27 protein-coding genes and 1 pseudogene are annotated in these 25,397 nt (G+C 63.0%); 20 read left to right on the forward strand and 8 right to left on the reverse strand.

The annotated features are described in order from the left end of the window. Nucleotides 1-9 precede the first annotated feature (9 nt). A complete protein-coding gene (locus J5J09_RS22990) occupies nucleotides 10-918 on the forward strand; it encodes a diacylglycerol kinase family protein (protein WP_208548654.1) in 909 nt (302 codons plus the stop codon). A gap of 3 nt (nucleotides 919-921) precedes the next feature. Here the strand turns inward: J5J09_RS22990 and J5J09_RS05380 are convergent, their stop codons facing one another. Both J5J09_RS05380 and J5J09_RS05385 read right to left on the reverse strand, forming a co-directional pair. Continuing rightward, on the reverse strand, nucleotides 922-1,611 hold the full coding sequence (locus J5J09_RS05380; protein WP_208548655.1) for an HAD family hydrolase: 690 nt from the start codon (nucleotides 1,609-1,611) through the stop codon (nucleotides 922-924). A gap of 87 nt (nucleotides 1,612-1,698) precedes the next feature. Next, nucleotides 1,699-2,385, reverse strand: a complete 687-nt coding sequence (locus J5J09_RS05385; protein WP_208548656.1) for a winged helix-turn-helix domain-containing protein — start codon at nucleotides 2,383-2,385, stop codon at nucleotides 1,699-1,701. Between the two features lie 132 nt (nucleotides 2,386-2,517). Here J5J09_RS05385 and J5J09_RS05390 point away from each other — a divergent pair, with 132 nt between their 5' ends. From J5J09_RS05390 to J5J09_RS22780, 10 genes are all read left to right on the forward strand, one after another. Beyond that, complete coding sequence (locus J5J09_RS05390) at nucleotides 2,518-2,847, forward strand: NIPSNAP family protein (RefSeq protein ID WP_208548657.1); 330 nt, start codon at nucleotides 2,518-2,520, stop codon at nucleotides 2,845-2,847. Beyond that, complete coding sequence (locus tag J5J09_RS05395; protein ID WP_208548658.1) at nucleotides 2,844-3,188, forward strand: antibiotic biosynthesis monooxygenase; 345 nt, start codon at nucleotides 2,844-2,846, stop codon at nucleotides 3,186-3,188. The genes J5J09_RS05390 and J5J09_RS05395 overlap by 4 nt, the downstream gene beginning before the upstream one ends. 88 nt (nucleotides 3,189-3,276) lie before the next feature. Continuing rightward, nucleotides 3,277-3,945 carry a GntR family transcriptional regulator gene (locus tag J5J09_RS05400; RefSeq protein WP_208548659.1) on the forward strand — a complete coding sequence of 223 codons (669 nt, stop codon included), beginning with the start codon at nucleotides 3,277-3,279 and terminating at the stop codon, nucleotides 3,943-3,945. A gap of 187 nt (nucleotides 3,946-4,132) precedes the next feature. Beyond that, nucleotides 4,133-4,711: a biotin transporter BioY gene (locus tag J5J09_RS05405; protein WP_208548660.1), complete on the forward strand. Its 579-nt coding sequence runs from the start codon at nucleotides 4,133-4,135 to the stop codon at nucleotides 4,709-4,711. Further along, nucleotides 4,708-5,139 (forward strand): DUF1284 domain-containing protein, encoded by a 432-nt coding sequence (locus J5J09_RS05410; protein WP_208548661.1) that lies wholly within the window; start codon nucleotides 4,708-4,710, stop codon nucleotides 5,137-5,139. Before J5J09_RS05405 ends, J5J09_RS05410 begins: the two co-directional genes overlap by 4 nt. Nucleotides 5,140-5,236: 97 nt before the next feature. After that, nucleotides 5,237-5,638: an MAPEG family protein gene (locus J5J09_RS05415; RefSeq protein WP_208548662.1), complete on the forward strand. Its 402-nt coding sequence runs from the start codon at nucleotides 5,237-5,239 to the stop codon at nucleotides 5,636-5,638. Nucleotides 5,639-5,655: 17 nt separating this feature from the next. Further along, nucleotides 5,656-6,006, forward strand: a complete 351-nt coding sequence (locus J5J09_RS05420) for a YciI family protein (protein WP_208553119.1) — start codon at nucleotides 5,656-5,658, stop codon at nucleotides 6,004-6,006. 9 nt (nucleotides 6,007-6,015) lie between these two features. After that, nucleotides 6,016-6,381, forward strand: a complete 366-nt coding sequence (locus J5J09_RS05425; protein ID WP_208548663.1) for a YciI family protein — start codon at nucleotides 6,016-6,018, stop codon at nucleotides 6,379-6,381. Then, on the forward strand, nucleotides 6,378-7,649 hold the full coding sequence (locus tag J5J09_RS05430; RefSeq protein ID WP_208548664.1) for a DUF6596 domain-containing protein: 1,272 nt from the start codon (nucleotides 6,378-6,380) through the stop codon (nucleotides 7,647-7,649). The genes J5J09_RS05425 and J5J09_RS05430 overlap by 4 nt, the downstream gene beginning before the upstream one ends. A 40-nt stretch (nucleotides 7,650-7,689) precedes the next feature. After that, on the forward strand, nucleotides 7,690-8,058 hold the full coding sequence (locus J5J09_RS22780; RefSeq protein WP_246745788.1) for an MmcQ/YjbR family DNA-binding protein: 369 nt from the start codon (nucleotides 7,690-7,692) through the stop codon (nucleotides 8,056-8,058). Nucleotides 8,059-8,090: 32 nt separating this feature from the next. Here the strand turns inward: J5J09_RS22780 and J5J09_RS22785 are convergent. Together J5J09_RS22785 and J5J09_RS05440 are read right to left on the reverse strand one after the other, a co-directional pair. After that, nucleotides 8,091-8,348, reverse strand: a pseudogene (locus tag J5J09_RS22785) (type II toxin-antitoxin system RelE/ParE family toxin); the annotation flags it as partial. After that, nucleotides 8,345-8,593: a type II toxin-antitoxin system ParD family antitoxin gene (locus J5J09_RS05440; protein WP_208548666.1), complete on the reverse strand. Its 249-nt coding sequence runs from the start codon at nucleotides 8,591-8,593 to the stop codon at nucleotides 8,345-8,347. The gene J5J09_RS05440 and the pseudogene J5J09_RS22785, both read right to left, overlap by 4 nt. Before the next feature lie 204 nt (nucleotides 8,594-8,797). Between J5J09_RS05440 and J5J09_RS05445 the strand changes: the two genes are divergently transcribed. Together J5J09_RS05445 and J5J09_RS05450 are read left to right on the forward strand one after the other, a co-directional pair. Then, nucleotides 8,798-9,928: a site-specific DNA-methyltransferase gene (locus tag J5J09_RS05445; protein ID WP_208548667.1), complete on the forward strand. Its 1,131-nt coding sequence runs from the start codon at nucleotides 8,798-8,800 to the stop codon at nucleotides 9,926-9,928. 203 nt (nucleotides 9,929-10,131) lie between these two features. Next, the gene (locus J5J09_RS05450) at nucleotides 10,132-11,970 is read left to right on the forward strand and encodes a glycosyltransferase family 41 protein (RefSeq protein ID WP_208548668.1); all 1,839 of its coding nucleotides are present in this window, start codon (nucleotides 10,132-10,134) and stop codon (nucleotides 11,968-11,970) included. Between the two features lie 21 nt (nucleotides 11,971-11,991). On the opposite strand, the gene J5J09_RS05455 is transcribed toward J5J09_RS05450, so the two are convergent. Further along, entirely contained in the window at nucleotides 11,992-12,606 is a 615-nt protein-coding gene (locus J5J09_RS05455) for an HAD family phosphatase (protein ID WP_208548669.1), read from the reverse strand. 3 nt (nucleotides 12,607-12,609) lie between these two features. Then, a complete protein-coding gene (gene mutY / locus J5J09_RS05460; RefSeq protein WP_208548670.1) occupies nucleotides 12,610-13,698 on the reverse strand; it encodes an A/G-specific adenine glycosylase in 1,089 nt (362 codons plus the stop codon). 87 nt (nucleotides 13,699-13,785) lie between these two features. Between mutY and J5J09_RS05465 the strand changes: the two genes are divergently transcribed. Next, complete coding sequence (locus tag J5J09_RS05465; RefSeq protein ID WP_208548671.1) at nucleotides 13,786-14,277, forward strand: DUF721 domain-containing protein; 492 nt, start codon at nucleotides 13,786-13,788, stop codon at nucleotides 14,275-14,277. Nucleotides 14,278-14,283: 6 nt separating this feature from the next. Here J5J09_RS05465 and J5J09_RS05470 read toward each other — a convergent pair whose 3' ends face one another. After that, complete coding sequence (locus tag J5J09_RS05470) at nucleotides 14,284-15,105, reverse strand: hypothetical protein (protein WP_208548672.1); 822 nt, start codon at nucleotides 15,103-15,105, stop codon at nucleotides 14,284-14,286. Between the two features lie 227 nt (nucleotides 15,106-15,332). Here J5J09_RS05470 and J5J09_RS05475 point away from each other — a divergent pair, with 227 nt between their 5' ends. Both J5J09_RS05475 and J5J09_RS05480 read left to right on the forward strand, forming a co-directional pair. Further along, nucleotides 15,333-16,109, forward strand: a complete 777-nt coding sequence (locus J5J09_RS05475) for a DsbA family protein (RefSeq protein ID WP_208548673.1) — start codon at nucleotides 15,333-15,335, stop codon at nucleotides 16,107-16,109. Between the two features lie 81 nt (nucleotides 16,110-16,190). Next, nucleotides 16,191-19,658 (forward strand): chromosome segregation SMC family protein, encoded by a 3,468-nt coding sequence (locus J5J09_RS05480; RefSeq protein WP_208548674.1) that lies wholly within the window; start codon nucleotides 16,191-16,193, stop codon nucleotides 19,656-19,658. 20 nt (nucleotides 19,659-19,678) lie between these two features. Here the strand turns inward: J5J09_RS05480 and J5J09_RS05485 are convergent, their stop codons facing one another. Continuing rightward, on the reverse strand, nucleotides 19,679-20,584 hold the full coding sequence (locus J5J09_RS05485; RefSeq protein ID WP_208548675.1) for a sensor domain-containing diguanylate cyclase: 906 nt from the start codon (nucleotides 20,582-20,584) through the stop codon (nucleotides 19,679-19,681). A gap of 142 nt (nucleotides 20,585-20,726) precedes the next feature. Between J5J09_RS05485 and J5J09_RS05490 the strand changes: the two genes are divergently transcribed. From J5J09_RS05490 to J5J09_RS05505, 4 genes are all read left to right on the forward strand, one after another. Further along, complete coding sequence (locus J5J09_RS05490; RefSeq protein ID WP_208548676.1) at nucleotides 20,727-21,131, forward strand: Ivy family c-type lysozyme inhibitor; 405 nt, start codon at nucleotides 20,727-20,729, stop codon at nucleotides 21,129-21,131. Nucleotides 21,132-21,285: 154 nt separating this feature from the next. After that, nucleotides 21,286-23,952: a pyruvate, phosphate dikinase gene (gene ppdK, locus J5J09_RS05495; RefSeq protein ID WP_208548677.1), complete on the forward strand. Its 2,667-nt coding sequence runs from the start codon at nucleotides 21,286-21,288 to the stop codon at nucleotides 23,950-23,952. Nucleotides 23,953-24,064: 112 nt separating this feature from the next. Continuing rightward, nucleotides 24,065-24,532, forward strand: coding sequence for a carboxymuconolactone decarboxylase family protein (locus J5J09_RS05500; protein WP_208548678.1), 468 nt, complete (start codon nucleotides 24,065-24,067; stop codon nucleotides 24,530-24,532). Next, a complete protein-coding gene (locus J5J09_RS05505) occupies nucleotides 24,532-25,392 on the forward strand; it encodes a sigma-70 family RNA polymerase sigma factor (protein WP_208548679.1) in 861 nt (286 codons plus the stop codon). Before J5J09_RS05500 ends, J5J09_RS05505 begins: the two co-directional genes overlap by 1 nt. Nucleotides 25,393-25,397 lie beyond the last annotated feature (5 nt).

The raw sequence follows: 25,397 nt of genomic DNA on the forward strand, positions 1-25,397 counted from the left end.
GGGGCCTGCGTGAAAATTGCAATCATCCGGAATCCGGCTGCCGGCGGACGCGGCGGTCGGACCCTATTCACATCTTTCGTTCAAGCTTTTCGGACTCTTTATTCCGACGTCGACGTCTTTGAGACGGCAGTTGACGCAGGTCCGGCGCTGTTGGCTCGGCGGCTCGCCGACAAGGGCACGGACCTCGTGATAGCCGCTGGCGGCGACGGAACGGTCAACGGGGTCATCGAGGGGGTGCTGACGTCGTCGCGTCCCCAAACCCAGATTTCGGTTATGCCGCTCGGCAGCGGGTGTGACTATATCCGCAATTTCAAGACGGTTGACGGACCGCTCGCCCTGGCATCCGCGATCGCCGCGGCGCCTGTGCGGAAGGTCGATGCAGGGCGTCTGGTTCTCGACGACGGAACGGTCCGGCATTTCGCGAACGTCGCAAGCGCCGGCGTGTCCGCGATGGTCGCGCACTCCGTCAACGGCCCGGCAACACGTCGCTTCATGCCAAAAGCACTGAGATTCCCCTTCCATTCGGTGCGGGAGATCCTGCGATACCGTCCGCAATCTTTCCGGGTGACCGTGGATGGCGAGGCGATCCACGACGGGCCTGTCACTGCGGCAGCCATCGCCAACGGTGGCTGGTTTGGAGGCGGCATGCATCTGATGCCTGCAGCCGATCTGTCAGATGGCTGGCTCGACGTCGCGATACTGCGCGCCGGCTCACGTCTTGATGTGCTGGAGATTTTGAAGCGGCTCTATTCAGGAACGCACATCGATCATCCGCTGGTCCAGACTGCCCGCGGCAGGAGCATCCACATCAAGGCAATCGAAGGGAACCCGTTGCCGGTGGAGATCGACGGCGAGACGCAGACGTTCCGATCGATGCGAGCAGAGCTTTTGCCAGGTGCGCTGAATATCAGGCTCTAGCGGTCAGAGCGCACCTTCCCACTGGCCGAGTGCGGCGATCACCGCCGGCAGGTCCACCATGCGGGAGATGACGGTGTCGGCCCCTGCGTCAGTCAGGCGATCGGCATGGGAAGGGTAAGTGTGCGAGGCGCCGGTAAAGCCGATCACACGCATGCCTGCGGCCCGCGCGGCGTGCACGCCATGCACGGAGTCCTCAACCACGATGCACTTCTCCGGCTTGACGCCGAACTGGGCGGCACCGTGCAGGAAGATGTCGGGTTTCGGCTTGACGCGATCGGCGCCGAGGTCCTTGGCGGAATAGATATGCGGCGCGAACGCGTTATAGAGACCAACCTTGTTTAGCATCATCTCCAGCCGATGCGCGCTGGAATTCGAGCAGATGCAGCGCGGCCCCGGAATGCGCGAGAGCGCATAGACGACGCCCTCGATGATCTTCACGTCGCGAGCAAGCCGCTGGTCGAGAATGGTTTCCGACTTGTCGATCAGCGAGGCCGAGAGCGGGATGTCGATCTCGCGCTCGATGGTGAGCAGGATGTTCTTCCAGGTCATGCCGGCGAAGCGCTCGCCCATCTCTTCGACCGAAATCGGATAGCCGGCATCCGTCAGGAGTTTCGATTCCACCTTCGCCGCGATGATCTCGGAATCGACGAGCACGCCGTCGCAATCGAAGAGTGTCAGTTCGAAACCGCTCATGGGGGAGTGTCCTGTCGGAAGTCGCTGGAAAGGCCGCTCCACTACACCAAGGTGACGTAGAGGACAACCCGAAGGCCCGGTTGGCTGCTATTCCGGCAGCGGAAAGCTCAGGATAAACCGCCGCTCACCCTCGGGCGTGAACTCGATAATCCTGCTTTCCGGCAGGCGCCGCGCCTGTCCGGTTTCGATGAGATGGTCAAGCAGCGCCTTTCCGACTGTACCCGCGAGATGGACGCGACGCTCGCTCCAGTCCAGGCAGGCGCGGCAAAGGGGCCGTCGGGATGCTTTTAATGCGCCGACGTCGATGCCGAATGCGGCAAGGCGGCGTTCTCCGGTGTCCGTCAGGATGGGGTGATCCTCATCGCCTGCCACGGCGCCATCCGCTCTCAGACTGTCGAGCATCCGCACACCGTAGTCTCCGGCCAGGTGATCGTAGCAGATCCTGGCTTTTCTCAGCGCCGGTTCACGCGGGCCGGTGCGATGGCGCAAATGGCCTCGACTCGCCGCGAAGCCGATCAGGCTCTCGATCATCGCGCCCACCGTCTCGTCCGCGTAGGAAAAATAGCGATGCCGACCCTGGCTGCGCTGTCGGATCAGGCCGCCGGCCTCGAGCTTGGAGAGATGCGAACTCGCCGTCTGCGCTGTGATCCCGGCCGCCGTGGCGAGTTCCGTCGCCGTCAGCGCACGACCGCTCATCAGCGCCAGCAGCATGTTGGCGCGGGCGGGGTCGCCGATCAGCGAGGCGATGCGGGCTATGTCTGGTCCTTCTGCCATGCGTGAAGCCTAGTCGAAGAGGGCGTACGAAACAACGAAAGCATGCCATCGATGCTTCGATCCCGGTCGAAGCATTTGGGTCGATCCGCATGGCACAAACCGGCTCGCACAGACCCGACGAGGAGATATCCCATGATGACCTGTATTATCCGCTACGAAATCGATCCGTTCGCAAAGGACAAGTTCGCTAACTATGCCCGCAACTGGGGCGAGGCCATTCCGCGTTGCGGCGCCGATCTCGTCGGCTATTTCGGCCCGCACGAAGGCTCGGCCACGACCGCCTACGGCATCTATCATATCGAGAGCCTCACGGCCTACGAAGCCTATCGCGCGCGCCTCGCCGCCGATCCGCTGGGCCGCGCCAATTATGAATATGCCCGCCGCGAGAAGTTTATCATCCGCGAAGACCGGTTGTTTCTCAAATGCGTCTCCCAGCCGCACGCGGCGCTGGTGAAACCATGATCGCCGTCATCTTCGAGGTCGTTCCCGCCGACGGCATGCGAACATCCTATCTCGCCCGCGCGCAGATGCTCCGGCCTCTGTTGCAGGATGTCGACGGCTTCCTGTCGATCGAGCGTTTCGAGAGCCTTTCCGAGCCGGGAAAGATCCTCTCGCTGTCCTTCTGGCGGGACGAGGCGGCCGTAACGGCCTGGCGCAGGACGGAAGAGCACCGGCAGGCTCAGGAGTCGGGTCGCAGCGGCATCTTCGCCGATTACCGGCTCCGGGTCGCGCATGTCATGCGCGACTACGGCCTGGGTCCGCGCGATCAGGCGCCGAAAGACAGCCGCGAGCTTCATGGCTGATCAAGCAGTCGTGGACAGGCGCCGCCACGACCGCTCCGGATCGTTGCCCATTCTCGACAAGCGCCGCACTGGCCTCTAAGCATGGGCCATGCCAAGGGAACAGGACGATACCATCGCTGGCCGCATCAGCCGCGCACTCGCGGAGCGGATCATCCATGGCGAACTGGTCCCCGGCTCCCGCCTCGCGCAGGACCACGTCGCCGAGGAGTTCGGCGCGAGCCATGTGCCGGTCCGCGAGGCCTTTCGCCGCCTGGAAGCGCAGGGTCTCGTTGTCAGCCTGCCGCGTCGCGGCGTGCGCGTCGCCTCCTTCGACCTGAAACAGGTTCGCGAGGTCGCCGAAATGCGAGCCGCCCTCGAGGTCCTGGCGCTGCGCCATGCCGCCCCGCACCTGACGACCGGCGTTCTCGATGAGGCTGAGGCCGCCGCGACCGACGCCGACAACGCCCGCGATGTGCGGACCTGGGAGGAGGCGAACCGCCGCTTCCACCGCCTGATCGTGTCCACCTGCGGCATGCCGCGGCTGCTGGCGGTGATCGATGACCTCCATGCCGTCAGCGCCCGCTTCCTGTTCGTCGCCTGGCGTCAGGGCTGGGAGGCACGGACCGACAAGGACCACCGCGCCATTCTTGTCGCTCTGCGGCAGGGCAGGGTAGGGGATGCCTGTGCACTGCTCGAAAAGCACGTCCAGTGGATCGGACGGGCGCCGATGCCAGCGTCGGGACGCGCTGATGAAACCGGCTTTGCCATCGTCGGTTAAAAATTATCTATAAAAAATTCGCGCCTAAAACAGCTGGAAATCCGGCGATTCCAGATGATATTCCCATCTTGTTATGCCGTTGAAGGCGCGCGGCGGCCTTCCTTGTCGCCGGCTGCGCTTGCTCGCTCCTAGAATCATAGATAAAAATGATTCCGCTTCTAAGATTATCTATAAAATGGAGTTCGGCATGAGTTTCTCTTCCATCCGCCAGCATCGTTATGATCCGCTCGGGCTTTCGAACCGCTCACTGGCGGCCAAGACCGCGCTCGTTCTGTTCGGCACAGGCGTTCTCGCGCTCGCCTCGCAAATCTCTGTCCCGATGGTGCCGGTTCCCGTCACCATGCAGACTTTCGCCATCACCGTGATCGGCGTGCTCTATGGCTGGCGCCTGGGGGCGCTTACTGTTCTGGCCTGGTTGGGCGAGGCCATGCTTGGCCTGCCGGTGCTCGCCAATGGCAGCGGCGGTCTTGCGCCCTTCGCTGGCCCGACTGCCGGCTACCTCGCGGCGTTTCCGCTCGTTGCCGCGCTCACCGGCTGGCTCGCAGAAAAGGGGTGGGCGGCCGAGCGAGTGTTCCTGAGCTTCTCCGCCCATCTTGTGGCCAACGTCTTGTGCCTCGTCATCGGCGGCGCATGGCTCGCGTCGCTGATCGGTTTTGAAAAGGCGCTGATGCTCGGCGTCGCGCCGTTCCTGATCGGCGCCGTCCTGAAGTCCGCGCTCGCCGCTGCCCTGCTGATGGCGCTTGCTCGCCGGATTTCGACCCGTTGACCGTCAGGCTGAGGGCTCACCACCTGCTCTGCATGCTGACCTATGTCGGCAAGGGCTACTCGCCGCGTTTCGTGGAAAACTACGAGACAATCGCGCAGAGGCTCTCGGCGGGTGAGGAGATCGAGATCGTCGAGGGGCCGGACGATATCTGCCGGCCCCTTCTTGTCGATGCCGAGCCGCATTGCCTCGGAGAAAGCGTTGTCGCGCGTGACCTCGAGGCTGCGCGCACGATCTCCATGACACTCCGAATATCGGTTGCGACCGGCAGTCATATCCGGCTCGACGCTGATCTCCTGTCACGTCTGCAGAACGGATTTTCAGGCAATACCCTTCGCTCCGCCTGTCGCCACTGCGAATGGTCGGCACTGTGCGACGTCGTTGCGGCAAGCGACTTCGCGCTCGCAAAAATCCAGCCGGCCGGCGGGTGAGGGACTCCGTTTTCAGAAAAAAATCGTGACGATGTCGAAAAACGCGGATGACCGGCGTCCTTGGAGTATCGAAACTCCACTGTGAAAGGAAATGCCCGTGGTTTTCACCGTTACTCCCCTCTATGCCCTGCCGGTGGCAGCGATCTATTTGATCCTGTGGGTTAGGGTCTCCGCAATGCGCTCCGCTACACACGTGTCGTTTGGCGATGGTGGCAATATCGATCTGTTGCGACGCATCCGCCAGCACGGCAATTGCGCCGAATGGACGACGTTCGTCCTGATCCTGATGATACTCGCCGAGGGCATCGGATCGTCCTCCCTCTGGTTGCATATTTGCGGTACTTTGCTCTTGATCGGGCGGGCGGCCCATCCCTTCGGCATGCTGGCCGACAACGCCGGCGATCCGCTTCGGTATGTCGGCAACGGCACGAACATGCTGGCCGCGATCATCGCGATGGTGTGTATTGGTGCGGCAGTTCCCGCGATGCTCAACGGCTGACGAGAGAGGGTCGTATGATGAAGTACATGCTTCTGCTTTACGCCGCACCCGGTACGGATCCGGTTCCCGGCACGCCCGAATGCGATGACATGATGGCCGAGTTCTTCAGCCTTGATGAGAGGATGAAGGATCGTGCGACGGTGCTTGCCGGCGAAGGCCTTCTGCCGGCCACCACCGCCACGACGCTCAGGACACGCGATGGCAAGGTCGAGATGCTGGACGGACCATTTGCCGAGACCCGCGAGCATCTGGGAGGGTTTTACCTGATCGAGGCTGCGACGCTCGATGATGCCCTTGCCTTTGCCGCCGCTGTGCCGGTGGCGCGCTACGGTTCGGTCGAGGTCCGGCCAGTCGAGATATTTTCGTAGGGGAAGACAATGCAATACATGCTGTTGATCTACAACGACCCGGCCCGGCAGCCTTCCTATGGTACCGCGGCTTTTCAGGACATGATGGCGGGTTACTTTGCCACCAATGAGCGAATGAAAGCCGATGGTGTTCTGCGCGGCGGCGATGGTCTTCAGGGTGTGGAAACAGCCACATCCCTTCGCATCGCATCCGGGCGCGTGGAAACCATGGACGGCCCGTTTGCCGAGACCCGTGAGCATCTGGGCGGTTATTATCTGATCGAGGTGCCTGACCTCGACGCGGCCCTGACCTATGCGGCTCTCATCCCTTCGGCCCACTTCGGAACCATCGAGATACGACCGGTGATGAATTACAATCCGGCAGGGCCGCTATGAACGAAGCCGCCCCCGGTTCCACATCGCGTGCGGTTGCGGTATCGAGGGAACTCGACCGCGTCATGCGGGCGGACCGGGGGCGGCTGGTCGCCATATTGGCAAAAGGCCTGAAGGATTTGTCTCTCGCCGAAGACGCCCTTCAGGAGGCGGCACTGTCCGCGATGAAGCATTGGGGTCGCTCCGGCTTGCCGACGTCTCCGCAGGGTTGGCTTTTGCAGGCGGCCCGTCGAAAGGCCATCGATCGATTGCGTGGCGCGACGCGGGATGCGCGCAAGGCTGAGGCGCTGGCGCAGCTCTCGGCAGACGAGGCCGCACCCGAACCGCAAACCATTCCCGACGAGCGTCTTCGCCTGATCTTCGCGTGCTGCCATCCGGCGCTGGAGATGAAATCGCGCGTGGCGCTGACCCTGCGGACGGTCTGCGGCCTGACGACGGCTGAGATCGCCCGGGCGTTTCTGGACGCGGAACCGACGATGGGACAGCGCATCAGCCGAGCGAAGGCGAAGATCGCGGCGGCAGGAATTCCGTTCGAGATTCCGGATGCGGATGACTGGTCCGCGCGCCTCGATGCCGTGCTGACGAGCATCTACCTGATCTTTACCACCGGCTATACCGCCCCGGTGGCGGAGCGTCATGACCTTTGTGGCGAGGCGGAATATCTGATGCGGCTTGTCGACGGGCTGCGACCGGAGGACCCCGAAATAGAGGGTGCATTGGCAATGATGTTGCTGACAGCCGCCCGGCGCCCCGCGCGGACTGGTGCGGATGGTGCAACCTTGCCTCCGGCGGAACAGGACAGGAAGCTTTGGGATGCCGGCAAGATCGCCGAAGGCCGCGCAATCCTTGTCTCGGCGATGGAGAAACGTCGCCCTGGACCATTCCAGATCAAGGCGGCGATTGCCGATTGCCAGATGGCAGACGAGGGACCGGACTGGCCTCAGATCGCGGCTCTCTATGCCGCACTGTGGCGCTTCGAGCCGACGCCCATCGTCTCGTTGAACGCGGCAGTGGCGCTCGCCGAGGCAGGAGCACCGGCGCGCGCCCTGGAGATCGTCGAGGGCCTGGAGACGGATCTGGCGCACTACCAGCCGTGGCATGCGGCACGGGCGGCGTTGCTCGTCATGGCGGGTCGTGGAAACGAGGCGGCCGCTGCGTACCGGCAGGCGATCGATATGTCCGAGAACCAAGCCGAAGCATTGTTCCTGCAGGCAAGGCTTGCGAAACTGGAGGTGGCGGGCCATCTTTCGACAGGTCAGGGCGAGGCGTGACTGACAGATCGCGCGATGGCCAGGAAACGAGGAGGTGACCATGATAACGCTCGACAGGCTGCGCGAGATCGTGCTGTCCTTTCCGGACACCGAGGAGACGACCTCCTGGGATGCCGTTTCCTTCAAGGTCAACAAGAAGGCGATCCTGTTCTGGAATCCGACCCATGACTGCCCGGTCTTCAAGGTGCCGTACGAGGAGCGCGATCACCTGATCGAGATGGACCCGGAAACCTTCTTCACCACCGACCACCACCGCCCCCATCCTATGGTGCTCGCCCGGCCTCAGCAGGTCGACGAGGAATGGGTCCGTGTGACCGTGGAGCGGACGTGGAGAGCACAGGTGAAGAAGGCGACGCTCAAGGCTTGGGATGGTACGCGAAACGAGCGTGCCGGCGCTGGCGTTAAATAACCAGCTAGGTTGCGATTGGCGTCCTGGCGTTGATGGAGGATGCGAATGATTTCGACGCGGTCGGATGAACTGCGGAAATAGATCATGTGCGATCCAACCGCGTGTTTCAGATATCCGGTCCTAATGTCCGCCGGTCGGCCCCGGATGGTTCCAAAGCATAAACGCTCGCACCCATCGCGGATGTCGTCGATGTAGCGATCAGCGCGGTCAACGCCCCACGCGGCCGCGCTATAGTCCCAGATTTCGTTCAAATCCGCCTCGGCCGCCGGTGAAAGCGCCAGCGCCTTCATTTGCTTTGGAACTCGGCCCGTTTGCGTGCCTTGAAGGCATCAAAATCGAAGGGTTGTGGTTCTCCCGATTGCTCGCCTTCGACAAGCGCATCCTGTAGTGCCTTTACCTTAGCCTCGTGCTCTTGGAGCAGCCGCAGGCCAGCTCGCACCACATCTGTTGCGGACTCGTAGTGTCCGCCTTCCACCTGTTCGTTGACGAAGCTTGTGGAGTGATCGTCAAGCGTGACTGACGTGTTGCGTGTCATTGGCAAATCCAGCTTTCAACAATAGCCGAATTTAGTGCGCGTGACCGTCTCGGGCAACCGCCGTTTTATAGAGGCGCCTCAAGATGTCCGGGGCGTAACGCGTTTCGGCTCACGCACTTTTCCGCACACCCTTCAGCCTTTGGTAACCAACTTCGGTAACCATAAGGCCATTGAAGTACTGCGTCAGCGTAAAGTGAGTATCAGATGGCATCCGTGTTTCCGCTCGCCGATCTTCGCCGTTCCAGCGATCCGTTTTCCTTTGTCGACACAATCATCAAGGGCGACTGCGTCGCCGCGCTCGAAGCTCTGCCGGACAAATCCGTGGATGCCATCTTCGCTGACCCCCCGTACAATCTGCAGCTTGGCGGTGCGCTGCATCGTCCCGACCAGTCGGTCGTCGATGCCTGCGACGACGAATGGGACCAGTTCGCCTCGTTCGAAGCCTATGACGCCTTCACCCGCGCCTGGTTGCTCGCTTGCCGTCGCGTATTGAAGCCGACCGGCACGATCTGGGTGATCGGTTCCTATCACAACATCTTCCGCGTCGGCGCGACCTTGCAGGATCTCAATTTCTGGATCCTCAACGACATCGTCTGGCGCAAGACAAACCCGATGCCGAACTTCAAGGGCCGCCGCTTCCAGAACGCCCACGAGACGATGATCTGGGCTTCGCCCGATCCGAAGGCCAAGGGCTACACCTTCAACTACGATGCGATGAAGGCGGCCAACGACGACGTGCAGATGCGCTCCGACTGGCTGTTCCCGATCTGCTCGGGTGGCGAGCGGCTGAAGGGTGAGGACGGCAAGAAGGTTCATCCGACCCAGAAGCCGGAAGCGCTGCTTGCCCGCGTCATCATGGCTTCCACCAAGCCGGGCGATATCGTGCTTGACCCGTTCTTCGGTTCCGGCACCACGGGGGCCGTCGCCAAGCGTCTCGGCCGCCATTTCGTCGGCATCGAGCGCGAACAGGATTACATCGATGCGGCGTCTGCCCGTATCGCCGCCGTCGAGCCGCTGGGCAAGGCGGAACTCACCGTACTGACCGGCAAGAAGGCCGAGCCTCGCGTCGCCTTCAACACCCTGGTCGAAAGCGGTCTCGTCAAGCCCGGACAGGTGCTGACCGATGCGAAACGGCGTCATTCCGCCATCATTCGCGCCGACGGTACGCTCGCGGCCGGCGGAGAGGCCGGATCCATTCATCGTCTTGGAGCAAAGGTCCAGGGCCTTGATGCGTGCAACGGGTGGACCTTCTGGCATTTCGAGGATGGGCAGTCCCTGCGTCCCATCGACGATCTGCGGTCGATCATCCGCAATGGGCTGGCGAAGCTGGACTAACGGTCCACCCGGTTTCGCCAGCTCCATTCATCCTCCGGACGGTTTAGTGCCTTCAGTCCCGCCCGGAGAACATGGGCGCCCGGATCTTCATCGATCCGGGCGTCATCTTTTTGTCTTGTCACGTTCTGTCCGTTCCAGCCTGAGGCAAGTTCTTCTCCCTAAGAGGCTTGCGGGGGCAAAAACAACGGGACACGAAGCGGCCGATGAGCGTCAAGCTCCAACAGGCAAAGCGCCATTTCAGCGACGGACAGATGCAGCTCGCGCTCGCCGCGGGTCTCGAAGCCTTCGTCGCCGATCGCAAGAGCGCGGATGCGATGTTGCTTCTCGCGGCTGTGCAGGAGCGGCTCGGCGACCGTGCCGCCGCGGCCACCTTCTACGCTGGCGCAGTCGATTTCACCGAACGCCATCGCCGCGAGGCGGCCTTTCGCGCGGCAACGCATTTTCTTGCCGTTGATGATCCCGTGAGCGCCCGCGCAGCGCTTCTTAAGCTCGAGCGTTTTCTACCCGACGACCGCGAACTCAACCACTCGCTTTGCTCGCTCTATCGCGAGGCAGGCGACTATGCCCAGGCCTTGCCCTATGCACGAAGACTGGCGCGGACGGCCACATCCACCGGCAATTTCCTGAATGCCGGCATCGTCCTCTCCGGGCTCGATCTGTTCGAGGAAGCGCTCGGCCCACTGAGCGCCGCCTACGAGCAGGACCCGGACAGCCGGCTTGCGCTATCGGAACTCTTCTGGTGCGCCGCCAATCTTGGCATGCTCGATATCGTCCAGGAGTTACAGGAGAAGCTGGAGGCGGGTTATGCGGCCGAAGGCGAGGCGATCGACATCCGAGAGAACGCGTTCCGCGCCGTCGTCTGGTCCGGCGACGAGGACTACATTTTGCGTTCCTCGCGGCTAACCGCAAGTCATCTCCTGCCGCCTGTGACCGAAGAACGGCCGGCACCAAGGCTAACCCGCGAGAAGATCCGTATCGGATATGTTTCCGCCGATTTCTGCGACCATGCGACAATGGCACTGTTCGGCGGCGTCCTCGAACACCACGATCGGGGCAGGTTCGAAGTCTACGGCATCTGCCACACGCTGGCGCGCTTCCGCAGCGGGCCGATGCGCCAGCGTTTTCTGGATGCCGTCGATCGCTATGTCGACATCCTGGAGATCGACGACGAGGCCGCCGCGGCCCAAATCCGCGCGCTCGACCTCGACATTCTCGTCGATCTCAAGGGCTATACCCACGGCAACCGTCTTGGCATTTTCTGCCGTCGCCCGGCCCCGGTTCAGATCACCTATCTCGGCTTTCCCGGCCCGGTCTCCGGTGCCGGCATTGACTATGCAATTACCGACGCCATCGTGACGCCGCCCTCCAGCGATCCCTTCTACGATGAAAAGCTGCTGCGGATCGCGCCGAGCTACCAGTGCAACGACGCAACCCGGCCCGAAGTGGAGCGGCAAGGCCGCGCCGCCCACGGGCTGCCGGAAACAGGCGTCGTCTTCTGCTCCTTCAATCAGGTCCAGAAAATCCGCCCGGCGATGTTCGCGGCCTGGATGGACATCCTGAAGGCGGTCGAAGGCTCGGTGCTCTGGCTTGCCGATCTGCCGGAAACCGTACGCGAAAACCTGCGCCGCGCCGCCGTCGCTCATGGCGTGGATGGCGAGCGACTGATCTTTGCTCCCCGTCTTTCCATCCCCGATCATCTGGCGCGGCTGTGCGAGGCCGATATCGCCCTCGACACGACGCCCTATAACGGCCATACCACCACCTCCGACGCGCTGTGGTGCGGCGTCCCGGTGGTGACGGTCAGGGGAACGGCCTTTGCCGGCCGCGTCTCGGAAAGCCTTCTCGGCGCCGTCGGATTGCCCGATCTCGTCGCCAACGATATTCCAGAATTCGTCCGCCTGGCGGTCGAACTGGCGCAGGATGGGTCCCGCCAGACCCGCCTGCGCCAGCATCTCATCTCGGCGCGCAAGACAGCGCCGCTCTTCGATACGCTTGGGTTCACCCGCCGGCTGGAAGAGAAATACGAGGAGGTCTGCGGCTGACGCGGCGGACCACTTAACTCATCAGACGGTGACGCCGTAGCTTTCCAGATCAGCCTTCAGCTTCTCCGCCCCGGCGAAATGCACCGCCTGCCAGCCGGCTTTCTTCGCGCCTTCGACATTGGGCATCGAGTCGTCGATGAAGATCGTCCGCGCCGGCTCAAGACCGAAACTCTTCACGTGCGTTTCGTAGATCGCCACATCCGGCTTGATGAGGCCACCTTCGCCCGAAACCGTCACGCCGCGCGGCACCGTCAGGAACGGATACATCTCCTGTGCTTCCTTGAACGTGTCGGCGGCGAAGTTGGTCAGCATGGTGACATCGCGTCCGGCCTCGATCAGCGACAGCATGATCGCCACGCTACCCTCGTAGGCGTGCGGCACCATTTCCCGCCAGGTCTGCCGGAAGGCTCGGATGTGGTCGGCGCGGTCGGCATACTGGGCGATCAGCAGCGCTTCCGCGTCGGCCCATGTGCGGCCGCGGTCCTGCTCGATGTTCCAGTCGTGGGTGCAGACATTCTCGAAGAACCACTGGCGCTCGGCGGCATCCGGGATGATCCGGGAAAAGGGCAGGTTGGGATCGTAGTGGATCAGCACCTTGCCGATGTCGAAGACGATGTGGTCGATCTGCGCGGTCATGAATTATCCTCTGTTCTTTCGAAAGGCGTCGGGAATAGCCTGTTCGATTACCTTTTTCATGACGGTCGGCAGCGCCTGCGCATCAAGATTTGCGACGGGCTCCCACCATCCGTTATCGGCCGGCGCCTCGACACCGGTCGCATGGAAGACGGAAAGCTTGAGTTCGAAATGGGTGAAGACGTGGGTAACGACACCTTTCGGCTGCCAGTTGGAATCGAACGGCGCGTGGTCCTCCGTATCGCCGCCATCGAGACGCGCCGTCCACCCAGTCGTCGGCACTTCCGTCATCCCGCCGAGAAGGCCGGTCTCGATCCGTCGTCGCAACAGCACGCGGTTGTTGCTATCGACCGCAACGAAGGCGGCGCCGATCCTGACCGGCTTTTCCTTCTTGGCCGCCTTCACCGGGAAACGCTCCGGATCGTCGGTTGCGAATGCCAGACAGTCGTCGCGGAAGGGACAGAGGACGCAGCTCGGCCGCTTCGGTGTGCAGATGGTTGCGCCGAGGTCCATCATCGCCTGCGCGAAGTCGCCCGGCCGTTCGCTGGGAGTCATTGCCGTGACCCTGGCCTTCATCTCCGGCTTCGATCCGGGCAGCGGCGCGTCGATGGCATAAAGGCGGGAGATCACGCGCTCGACATTGCCGTCCATCACCGCCGCCGGGCGATCGAACGCGATGGCCGCTATGGCGGCGGATGTGTAATCGCCGATGCCGGGTAGGGCGCGCAGGCCGTCTTCGGTATCGGGAAATATGCCTCCGTGATCCGTCGCGACCGCTTCGGCGCATTTCTTGAGGTTGCGCGCCCGCGCGTAGTAACCGAGCCCTGCCCAGGCCGCCATCACGTCCTCGACCGGTGCCGCCGCGAGATCGTTGACGGTCGGCCACAATGCCAGGAACTTCGCGAAATAGGCCTTCACCGCCTGCACCGTGGTCTGCTGCAGCATCACCTCCGACAGCCAGACGTGGTACGGATCGGCCTTGATGCCGCGCCGCGCCATGGGAGGGCTGACCCGCCAGGGCAGGTCGCGATGGTGGCGATCGTACCAGGACAGAAGCGTCGCGGCGCGCCGGTTTTCGGGGGGAAGCTGGTTCATTCTGTTTCGCTGGCCGGAAATGCCGTATAAGTGGACAAATCACTCCGCCGGATCAAGGCGGCCCTGCGGTATTGAAGCGTTGTCCCCATGAACCAGCCGAAACGAGGCATCCGGCAGATCTCCGAGATCGCCAACGGCATCATCGACCCGGTGCTGGCGCGTCGTGCCGGCATCAACACCGCTCTCCTTGGTTCGTGGGACGAGATCGCCGGCGAGAGCTTCGCAGACTGCACACGGCCAGAAAAGATTTCCTGGCCACGCCGAGGTTCCGAGGACGGGGAAGGTGGTTATCGCCCGGGCGTCCTGACTGTGGCCTGCGAGGGCGCCAGGGCACTGTTTCTGACCCACTCGCAGGGAGAGCTGATCGCCAGGATCAACGGCTTCTTCGGTTATCCGGCGATCGCGCAGATCCGCATCGTCCAGAAACCGGTTCTGCCTGTCACACGGGCCAAACGGGTGAAGCCTCTCGACGGCGTCAAGGCGAAGCGGCTCGAGGGCATGCTTGACGGCATCGAGAACGAAAACCTCCGCAACGCCATTCGTCGCCTGGGGACTGGCGTTCTCGGCAAGAAACGCTGAACTCTTTCAGAGCTGGGGAATGTCGAGAATGCGCCGGCGCTCGCGGACATGCTCGTCGAGATGCGCTTCCAGCCGCTTGCGCAGCATGGTCTCGTCCTCGTCGAGTGCATAGGCGAGTGCATAGTTGCTGTAGGCGTTGAAGCTCACGCGCTCGACGAAATTCTGGTCGTCCGTCTTCACCTTGACCGAGAGGTAGGCGTTGCAGACGGCGCTTTCGGCTTTTTCGATCTGGGCCCGGTCATCAAGGCTGTAACGCGTGATGTATTCGCCGTTGCTGAGCGTTTCGCTGCAACCCTGGTTGAGTTCGACGCGGGAGCCGTCGCGCTTGAAGTACCAGATGTGGCTGATTTCCTCGCCCGGCTGCGGTGGGGTGGGTGCCACGGCATAGGAGGTGCTGCCCCACTTCCTGTTGATGCCGGCCATCAGGTCCGTGGCGCGCGGGCGTGCCAGTTTGTCAGGATACTCGAGCGTCCGCTCGATCTTGTAGAGGATGCGCGACCGGTTGTTCGGCGCGGAGCCGTAGAGCACATAGGTTTCGGTGTAGTCGCCCTTCTTGCGCGTCATGACGATCTTGCTGGCGAAGCTCTCGGTCTGGACGGAATAGGTCTTGTCGTAGTCGCTGTTGGACAGCACGAGCCGGTCTATGGTGCGCTCGACCTTCCAGCCCTCGCGCTCCTGCGTCATCAGGGCTTCTTCGCCTGACGCAAGGCGGGCGATGCCGAACTGGCCGAGGACAAGCGGATTGCTGTTTGCGCCCTGCGCAAAGGAAACGGGCGCCGGCTGGAGGCAGAGAAGGGACGACAGGAGCAGCAGTCTGGTGAGCTTCATCGAAACGGCTCTACGGGTCGGTCACGGTTCACAAGTTTGAACGAAAGGTAAGCGATAATGGTAAGCAAAGGGTTAGTGGTGCGCGCCTGTATCCATGCCGCCGCTCACGTAAAAGGCGGCATACGTCACAATTCTTTGATGCTTCCGCCCTCACCATGCCTTGTTTGAAGGCGATTGGCGCTGTAACGAATGGCAAAATTTCAACGTCCCAGTGCACGGATGTCACCATGACAAAGATCGACCTCACCCCGACCCGCCGCATTCTCCTCTCCGGTATCGCCCTTGGCGCTCTGTCGATGGCGCTCACCGCCTGCAGCGATGAAAAGTCCGAACCGGCAGCCCAGGCACCGGCGGAAACCTCGACACCCGCAACGACGACGGCGCAGGCTGAGACGCCTGCGGAGACGACAACCGCGCCGGCAGCCAATGTCGAGTTGCCCAAGGCGGACCGCGATGTCGACATGGCGGAAGTGATGAAGCCGGGCCCGCTGCCGGAACTCGCTTACGGCGATCCGAATGCGCCGGTGAAGGTGGTCGAATACATGTCGATGACCTGCCCGCACTGCGCGCATTTCCATGCGACGACCCTGGACCCGATCAAGCAGAAATACGTCGACAGCGGCAAGGTCTACTTTGTCGTTCGCGAATTCCCGTTCGATCCGGCGGCCACGGCAGCCTTCATGCTCGCCCGCTGCGCGCCGGAAGGTCAGCAACTGCCGTTCATCTCCATGTTCCTGAAGCAGCAGCGTGCCTGGGCGGCTCCGTCCGACGGAGACGTGCGCGGCGCGATGCTCCAGAACGCCAAACTGGCCGGTTTTACACAGGAGAGCTTCGAAGCGTGCTTGACGAACCAGCAGCTAGCCGCTGATGTGTCGGCAGTGCGTGACCGCGGCGCCAAGGAATTCGGTGTCCAGTCGACCCCGACCTTCCTGATCAACGGCAAGGCGTATTCTGGAGACATGTCGGTTGACACCATGTCGGCCCTTATCGACAGCTTCCTTTGATCGACGCGTCTTTGTGACGACGGGCGACGGGGAAACCCGTGCGCCCGTTTTTTCTTTGGTGATGACCGGGAGGGTGAGCCCATGAAGTTCACCAAGCTCCGCCTTCTCGGCTTCAAGACCTTCGTCGAGCCGTCCGAGTTCATCATCGAACGGGGCCTTACCGGCGTCGTGGGGCCGAACGGTTGCGGCAAGTCCAATCTCGTCGAGGCCCTGCGTTGGGTCATGGGCGAGAATTCCTACAAGAACATGCGCGCCTCCGGCATGGATGACGTCATTTTCTCCGGGTCTGGCAATCGTCCTGCGCGGAACTCCGCCGAGGTCGGTCTCTATCTCGACAATTCCGACCGCACCGCGCCCGCCGCCTTCAACGATCAGGACGAAATCCAGGTCACCCGCCGCATCGAGCGCGAGCAGGGGTCCGTGTATCGGATTAACGGCAAGGAAGCCCGCGCCAAGGACGTACAACTGCTGTTCGCCGATGCCTCCACCGGCGCCCGCTCGCCCTCGATGGTGGGGCAGGGGCGTATCGGCGAACTGATCCAGGCAAAACCGCAGGCAAGGCGCCAGTTGTTGGAAGAGGCGGCTGGCATTTCGGGCCTGCATTCCCGTCGCCACGAGGCCGAATTGCGCTTGCGCGCTGCCGAAACCAACCTCGAGCGGCTTGAAGACATCACCGTCCAGCTCGAAACCCAGATCGAGAGCCTCAAGCGCCAGGCCCGCCAGGCGAACCGCTTCAAGGCGCTGTCCGCCGATATTCGCGCCCGCGACGCCATGCTGCTCTACATTCGCTGGGTCCAGGCCAAAGAGGCGGAGGCCGAGGCCGACAGCGCCCTGAACCAGGCCACCTCTCTGGTGGCCGAGAAGGCACAGATCCAGATGGAAGCGGCGAAGGCGCAGGGGATCGCCAGCCTCAAGATGCCGGAATTGCGCGAAGCGGAAGCCGCCGCTGCCGCCGCCCTGCAGAGACTTCAGATCGCCCGTACGCAGCTCGACGAGGAAGCATCGCGCCTGTTGCGGCGGCGTGAGGAACTGACACGTCGCCTGGCCCAACTGGGTGAGGACATCCGCCGCGAGGAGCGACTGGTTGCCGACAACGCCGAAGTTCTGGAGCGCCTTTCGTCTGAAGAAGCCGAGTTGCAGGAGTTCCTGGCGGACTCCGACCGGCAGGCCGAGGAAACCCGGACTGCGTTCGAAGCCGCCGCCGCGGATCTCGCTGACGCGGAGCGGGTGTTCGCCGCATTGACGGCCGAGCGAGCCGAGGCCGCCGCCGGCCGCAACCAGCTTGAAAAGGCGATCCGCGACCTTGCCGAGCGCCGCCAGCGTCTGGACCGGCAGGCTGGCGAGGCGAAGGGGGAGATCGAGACGATCGCCGCCCGTATTGCGGAGCTTCCCGATCCGGGCGAAAAGCAGGAACTCGTCGAAGCCGCCGAAGCCCTGATCGAGGAATGCGAGACACGCGTGGCTGAAGCCGACGAGGCCGTTGCCAAGGCTCGTCGCGAGGAAGCGGAGGCCAGGCAGCCGGTGGAAGCCGCCCGCGGGCGCCTCAACGCGCTCGAAACGGAAGCCCGCACCATTGCGAAGATGCTCTCCAGTTCCGCCGCGGCTGGCGATTTTCCGCCGGTGGCCGATGAGCTGGACGTCGATCGTGGTTTCGAGACCGCCCTTGGTGCCGCGCTGGGCGACGATCTTGAATCTCCCACCGATCCGCGCGCCCCGGCGCATTGGCTTGGCAACGGGGAGGGTGCTTCCGACCCCCCCTTGCCCGAGGGTGCCGTGCCGCTGATCGGTCATGTCCGCGCTCCAGCCGCACTCTATAGAAGCCTCCGCCAGATCGGCGTCGTCGCCGAGAGCGAGGCGCGTCACCTGATGCACCGCCTGGCGCCTGGCCAGCGGCTGGTCACCCGCGAGGGGGCGGTCTATCGCTGGGACGGTCATATCAGGGGATCCGAAGCACCGAGCGCCGCCGCGCTGCGGCTGGCCCAGAAGAACCGGCTGGCTGAACTCGAAGAGGAAACGGAAGAAGCTCGAGAAATGCTGGCCGAAGCCATGGAGCGTCAGGGCGCCGCCCACGAGGCGATCGGGCTTGCCGAGGAATGGCTGACCGAGGCCCGCGAGCGCCAGCGGCTCGGCGTGCGCCAGCTTGCCGAGGCGCGCGAGGCTCTTGCCGCCGCCGAGCGGGCGTCCGGCGATCTGATCCGCCGCCGAGACGTCGTGGAGGAAGCGTTGAGCAGCCTGACCGCCCAGATCGAGGAAGTGGTCGAGCAGGAGGAGGAAGCCCGCATCGCCATGGAGGACGTGCCTGACCTCGCCGATATCGACGTCCGCCTGCGTGACCAGCAGACTGCTGTGGCGACCGGGCGTGCCGTGCTGGCCGAGGCACGCGCCGTCCACGAAGGCCTGAACCGCGAGAACGACCAGCGGCGCCGCCGTATCCTGACGATAGGCCAGGAGCGTGCTACCTGGCAGGAACGGGCCGCAAGCGCCGAGCAGCATATCGCCACGCTTCGTGATCGCGAGGAAGAAGCCCGAGAGGAAATGACCTCGCTCGATCTTGCTCCGGAAGAGTTCGACGACAAGCGCCGGGCGCTGCTGGATGAACTGCAGAAGGCCGAGAGCAATCGCAAGGCGGCCGCCGATCGCCTGGTCGAGGCCGAAACCCTGCAGCGCGCCGCCGACCAGAAGGCTGCGACAGCGCTGTCGGAACTGGCCGAAAGCCGTGAGCGTCGCGGTCGCGCCGAAGAGCGGCTGGTCTCCGCCCGCGAACGGCGTAAGGAAACCGAGCAACGTATTGGCGAAGCACTGAACGTCCAGCCGGCCGGCGCATTTCAATTGACGGGTCTTAAGGACCCGTCGGATATCCCGGACCTGCGGGAGGTTGAGCGTGAACTCGACCGGCTGAAGATGGAGCGCGAGCGGCTCGGTGCCGTCAACCTCCGCGCCGACGAGGAACAGAAGGAACTTTCCGAACGTCTGGCCGCGCTGATCAAGGAGCGTGACGACATCATCGACGCGATCCGCAAGCTGCGCGGAGCGATCCAGAGCCTGAACCGCGAGGGTCGCGAACGGCTGCTCGCCGCCTTCGACGTCGTCAATGTCCAGTTCCAGCGCCTTTTCACCCACCTCTTCAACGGCGGCACAGCGGAACTCCAATTGATCGAGAGCGAGGACCCGCTCGAGGCTGGACTCGAAATCCTAGCCCGACCGCCAGGCAAGAAGCCGCAGACCATGACGCTGCTGTCGGGCGGTGAGCAGGCGCTGACGGCGATGGCCCTGATCTTTGCTGTGTTCCTCACTAACCCCGCCCCGATCTGCGTGCTGGATGAGGTTGACGCGCCGCTCGATGACCACAATGTCGAGCGCTTCTGCAACCTGATGGACGAGATGGCGATGTCGACCGACACGCGCTTCCTGATCATCACTCACAACCCGATCACCATGGCACGCATGAACCGCCTGTTCGGTGTCACGATGGCGGAGCAGGGCGTTTCACAACTCGTGTCGGTCGACCTTCAGACCGCGGAGGCCATGCGGGAGCGGGAAGCGGTATAGGTCTCGCACCCGAACGAGGGTCAGGCGGCGATCATCAGGCGGTCGCGGCCGCCGCGTTTTGCAGCATAAAGCGCCTTGTCCACCCTGGCATACAGGGACTCCAGGGTGTCGTCGGGGAGGACAACGGCCAGTCCCGCCGAAGATGTATAGCCAAAGCCGAGATCACCGTTGAGAGGGCGCCGCCCCCGCACCGAGCCGAGAATGCGGTCGACGATATTCTGTGCCTGTTCGGGAGAGGTATCCGGCAGCACCAGCATGAACTCCTCGCCGCCGATGCGCCCGAAACCGTCCCGAAGGCGAATTCCGGCCTGCACGGTTCGGGCGAAGTCGATGAGTACCTCGTCTCCCGCCAGGTGTCCGAAGCGGTCGTTCACGCCTTTGAAAAAGTCGATGTCGAAGAGCGCAACGCATCCGCTGCGTGCCGGGCCGCCATGTCGCCCGTTGAGCAGATCTTCCAGCATGGACATCATGTATCGGCGGTTCGCCACGCCTGTCAGGTCGTCGGTCTGGGACGCGCGACGGGCGAAATCCCGGTGCTGCCGGAGTTCCCGTTCGTCGGTCCTCAGTTCGGTGATGTCGACGGCGATGGCAAGCATCCAGCCATCCGGCTGCACGGTTTCCGTCATCAGGAACCATCGTCCATCGAGAAGGTCGACCTCGAACGACCGTTGCGTCTGCTTGCCTCGTCGTGCGATCGCTGACGCAAGCCAGGCCTCGAAATCGTCCGTCCGGATGACGGCGCCGCGGATCAGGTGGTGATTTCGCCGCATGATATCGGCCCACAGCGGCGTTTCGCCCACCGCGACACAGTAGGCTTGCCGGTAGGCCGAATTTGAGTATGCCAGCCGGTCTTCCGGATCGAACACGGCGATCAATGCCGGACTGTTCTCCTGCAATTCCGTTAGCTGTGGAAAAATCGGGGTCATACGTGTCCGGTCTTAAGCCGACGACCTTCGGTTATCGGGTGCTTATATTCGAAAAGTTTGAAATGTTTGTAAGCATGACGATTAAACTTTGAACCAGTCGGCGACGTTTGCTGTCGCTGCCGCTTGGGGTAAGGTTGCGGCCATGAAACGCGCATCGCTCATCCTTGCGGCGCTTCTGTGCGCCACTCCGCAAACCGTCTTGTCAGGCGAATCCGGACGTTTCCTTCCCCGCGTCGTGGCCGAATCCGAGACGCATCGGGAGAGCCTGTCCGCGCTCGTGAAAGGGCGGCGGGATATTCCCATCTGGGTGCGATCCATGATCTCGCGCGATACCTATGTCGCATTGGCTTCAGAAGCCATCGAAGTGGATGGCAAACCCATGGAATTGTTCAGGGCATGTGAGCCGAGAAATTGCCCCGTAAGCGAAATCCGGGTGCTGTTCTCGCCCGATGGAAAGCGGGCGGTGATGATGAGCAGGGATGTCGACAGGGGCGTCACGCTGCTTGGCGACCCGTCGCCAGCCGAGCGTGTGCGTCTCGAGGAATGATGGCGCAACGCGGATTTCTGTCGCTCTCCCAACCAAATTAACCGCTCCGCCGCATTTATGATGCAATGCAGCATTTTCTTTGTTTCCCCACGTTTTCAATCTGTCACAATTCCTGTAAGGGCAGAACTGGCCGTTGTGGGTGGAGAAGAGGACAATGACCAAATGGGTCTACACGTTCGGGAACGGCGCGGCTGAGGGGCGCGCCGCCGATCGCGACCGTCTGGGAGGAAAGGGTGCCAATCTGGCGGAGATGGCGGCCCTCGGCTTGCCCGTGCCTCCGGGGTTCACGATCATAGCCGACGCCTGTTCGCACTTCTATGCGAACGGCCGCACGCTCTCCGACGACATTAAGACCGAAGTCCTCGAAGCGCTGAAGACCGTCGAGGCCGTCACCGGCCGTGGTTTCGGGGAGACCGGCAACCCGCTTCTGGTGTCCATTCGCTCCGGCGCGCGCGCCTCGATGCCGGGTATGATGGATACCGTCCTGAATCTCGGCCTGAACGACGTCACCGTCGCGGCGCTTGCCCATCAGGCGGGCGATGCGCGCTTTGCTTGGGACAGCTATCGCCGCTTCATCCAGATGTATGGCGATGTCGTCATGGGGCTGGATCACGAGGTCTTCGAGGACATCCTGGACCATGAGAAGGCGCGGCTCGGTCACGATCTCGACACTGAACTCTCCGCCATCGAATGGCAGCACATCACCGACCTCTACAAGCAGACCATCAAGGAAGAGCTCGGCGAAACCTTTCCGCAGGACCCCTTCGTCCAGCTCTGGGGTGCCATCGGCGCCGTCTTCTCGAGCTGGATGAACCCGCGCGCCACCACCTATCGCATGCTGCACAATATTCCCGGCGATTGGGGTACCGCCGTGACCGTCCAGGCCATGGTGTTCGGCAATCTCGGCTCCACGTCAGCTACAGGCGTTGCCTTCACGCGCAATCCGTCGACCGGGGAAAACGCGCTCTACGGCGAGTTCCTGATTAATGCGCAGGGCGAGGATGTCGTGGCGGGTATCCGCACGCCGCAGTCGATCACGGAGGAGGGGCGTCTTGCCGCCCTCTCGGACCGGCCTTCGCTGGAGAAGGTCATGCCGGAGGCTTTCGGCGAGTTCAGGGCGATCTGCACACGTCTGGAAGCCCATTACCGCGACATGCAGGATCTGGAGTTTACCATCGAGCGGGGCAAGCTCTGGATGCTCCAGGCGCGCTCAGGCAAGCGCACCACCAAGGCCGCGATGAAGATCGCCGTCGACATGGTCGGGGAGGGGTTGATCAGCGAGCAGGAAGCAGTCTCCCGCATAGACCCCGCCTCGCTCGACCAGCTTCTGCACCCGACGATCGACCCCCGCTTCGAGCGCAAGGTGATCGGCTCCGGCCTGCCTGCGTCCCCCGGGGCGGCGACGGGCGAGATCGTGTTCACGTCGGAAGAGGCTGTCATCGCCGAGGAGGAAGGCCGCAAGGTCATTCTCGTTCGTGTCGAGACCAGCCCCGAAGACATCCACGGCATGCATGCTGCCGAGGGCATCCTGACGACACGCGGCGGCATGACAAGCCACGCGGCGGTTGTCGCCCGCGGCATGGGCATCCCCTGCGTCGTCGGCGCCGGCAACATGCGTGTCGATACCCGCAACGAACTGCTGCTGGGCGTTGGCGTCACGTTCCGCAAGGGCGATGTGATCACTATCGACGGTTCGTCCGGACAGGTTCTGAAGGGTCATGTCCCGATGCTGCAGCCGGAACTGTCGGGCGATTTCGCGAAGCTCATGGAGTGGGCCGACAGCAGCAGGCGCATGACCGTGCGCACCAATGCGGATACTCCCGTGGACGCGCGCGCCGCCCGCTCGTTCGGGGCCGAGGGCATCGGCCTTTGCCGCACCGAACACATGTTCTTCGAGGGTGACCGCATTCACGTCATGCGCGAGATGATCCTCGCCGAGGACGAGGCGGGCCGCCGCGCCGCGCTCGACAAGCTGCTGCCGATGCAGCGCTCGGATTTCACCGAACTCTTCGTCATCATGCATGGCCTGCCCGTGACGATCCGTCTGCTCGACCCGCCCTTGCACGAGTTCCTGCCAAAGAGCGAGGAGGAGGTTGCCGAGGTGGCCGCCGCGATGGACATGGAGCCCGCCTTCATGCGCGAGCGGATCGACGCCCTGCATGAGTTCAATCCCATGCTCGGACACCGCGGTTGCCGCCTGGCGATCTCCTATCCGGAAATCGCCGAAATGCAGGCCCGTGCCATTTTCGAGGCCGCGGTGGCCGCAGCCCGCGAAACGGGTGCCGCCGTGGTGCCTGAGATCATGGTGCCTCTCGTCGGCCTTCGTTCGGAACTGGATTACGTCAAGGGCGTGATCGATCGCGTCGCCCGCGCCGTGATGGACGAGGCGAAGATGGAAATCTCCTACCTCGTCGGCACGATGATTGAACTGCCCCGTGCCGCCTTGCGCGCCCATGTGATCGCGGAAGCCGCCGAATTCTTCTCTTTCGGCACCAACGACCTGACGCAGACCACCTTCGGCATGTCGCGCGACGATGCCTCCGCCTTCATCCCGACCTACCAGAAGAAGGGCATCATCGAGCACGACCCCTTCATCTCGCTCGACTTCGACGGCGTCGGAGAACTGATCCGCATCGCCGCCGAGCGCGGCCGCAAGACGCGTCCCGACATGAAGCTCGGCATCTGCGGCGAGCACGGCGGCGACCCGGCGTCCATCCACTTTTGCGAGGATGTCGGACTGGACTACGTCTCCTGCTCCCCGTTCCGCGTGCCGATCGCGAGGCTTGCCGCAGCACACGCGGCGATCAAGGCGAAGGGATAGTATCCTTACGCATTCCGCTGTTTCCGGAATGTGCAGAAAAATTTCTCCCCTCATGTCACATTGACCATCCTCCGCTCGTCATGATCTCGTAACCAACAGAAGGAACGATCTCATGACTGCAAGACTTGATCCCTTTGCCGCCGCTCCCGCCCTGATGAAAAAGTGGATGGCGGTCTCCATCGATGTGGCAGGAAGCCTGGAGCCGAGCCTCGTCGAGCTGGTGAAAATCCGCTCCTCCCAGATCAATGCCTGTGCCAATTGTCTCAACATGCACACGGCGGAAGCCCGTGCCAAGGGCGAGACGGAGCAGCGCATCTACCTCCTGTCAGCCTGGCGCGAGGCGCCCTGCTATACCGATCGCGAACGTGCGGCACTCGCCTGGACGGAAGCGCTGTCCACGCTGTCCGAGGGGCATCCTGAGCCGGCGGTCCAAGAGGTCCTGCAGGCTGCCTTTACCGAGGAAGAACAGGTGAAGCTGACGCTGATGATCAATGTCATCAATGGCTGGAACAGGCTTGCCGTCGGCTTCGGCCTGTGGATCGAGACGCCGGCGACCCAGGCGGCCGGAGTTGCCGCCTGATGTTGCCCGCCGACCATACGGATGCGGCGGCGAGCTTCGATCCCCTGAGGCGCAAGATGATGCGGCTCGCCTATCGCATGCTGGGTTCGGTCTCGGATGCGGAAGACATGCTGCAGGAGGCCTTCATCCGCTGGATGAAGGCCGATCGCACAGAAATTCGCGAACCCGAAGCCTTTCTCCGCCGCGTCGTCACGCGACTTTGTCTCGACCAGCTGAAATCGGCACGGCACAAGCGCGAAACCTATGTCGGCCCCTGGCTGCCCGAACCGGTGGTGGAGGACGAAGACGAACCTGAAGACGTCAGCTTGCCGCTGATGCTCGCTCTCGAACGATTGTCGCCGCTGGAGCGGGCCGCCCTCCTGCTGCACGATGTTTTCGGCCTGCCTTTCGAGGAGATCGCAGCGACTTTGGAGCGCGATGTTGCCGCCTGTCGCCAGCTAGCGGCGCGAGCGCGTCGAAACGTTCGGGAAGCTCGGACCCGCTACGCGGTCGACCGCCAGCGGGGGCTCGAAATAGCGCAAGCCTTCTTCAAGGCCTCGCGCAGCGGCGATATGACGGCGCTGTCGGCCATGCTCGCCGCCGATGTCGGCCTGCATTCGGACGGAGGCGGCAAGCGCCCTGCGGCGATCGCACCGATCCTTGGCCATGCGGCGGTGATGAAGGTTCATACCTACCTCTCGGACAAGATCTGGCGGACGGGATCCGAACTGTTGCGGGTCGGTCTCGTCAACGGCCTGCCGGGCTTCGTCACCCGGGAGCCGGACGGCGAGTTGCAGACAACGGCTTTGCAGATCGAGGACGGCGCCATCACCGCGATCTATGTGATGCGCAATCCGGACAAACTCCGCCACCTGCATTGAACGAG

Source organism: Ciceribacter sp. L1K22, assembly GCF_017599385.1.
Taxonomy (GTDB): Bacteria; Pseudomonadota; Alphaproteobacteria; order Rhizobiales; family Rhizobiaceae; genus Allorhizobium.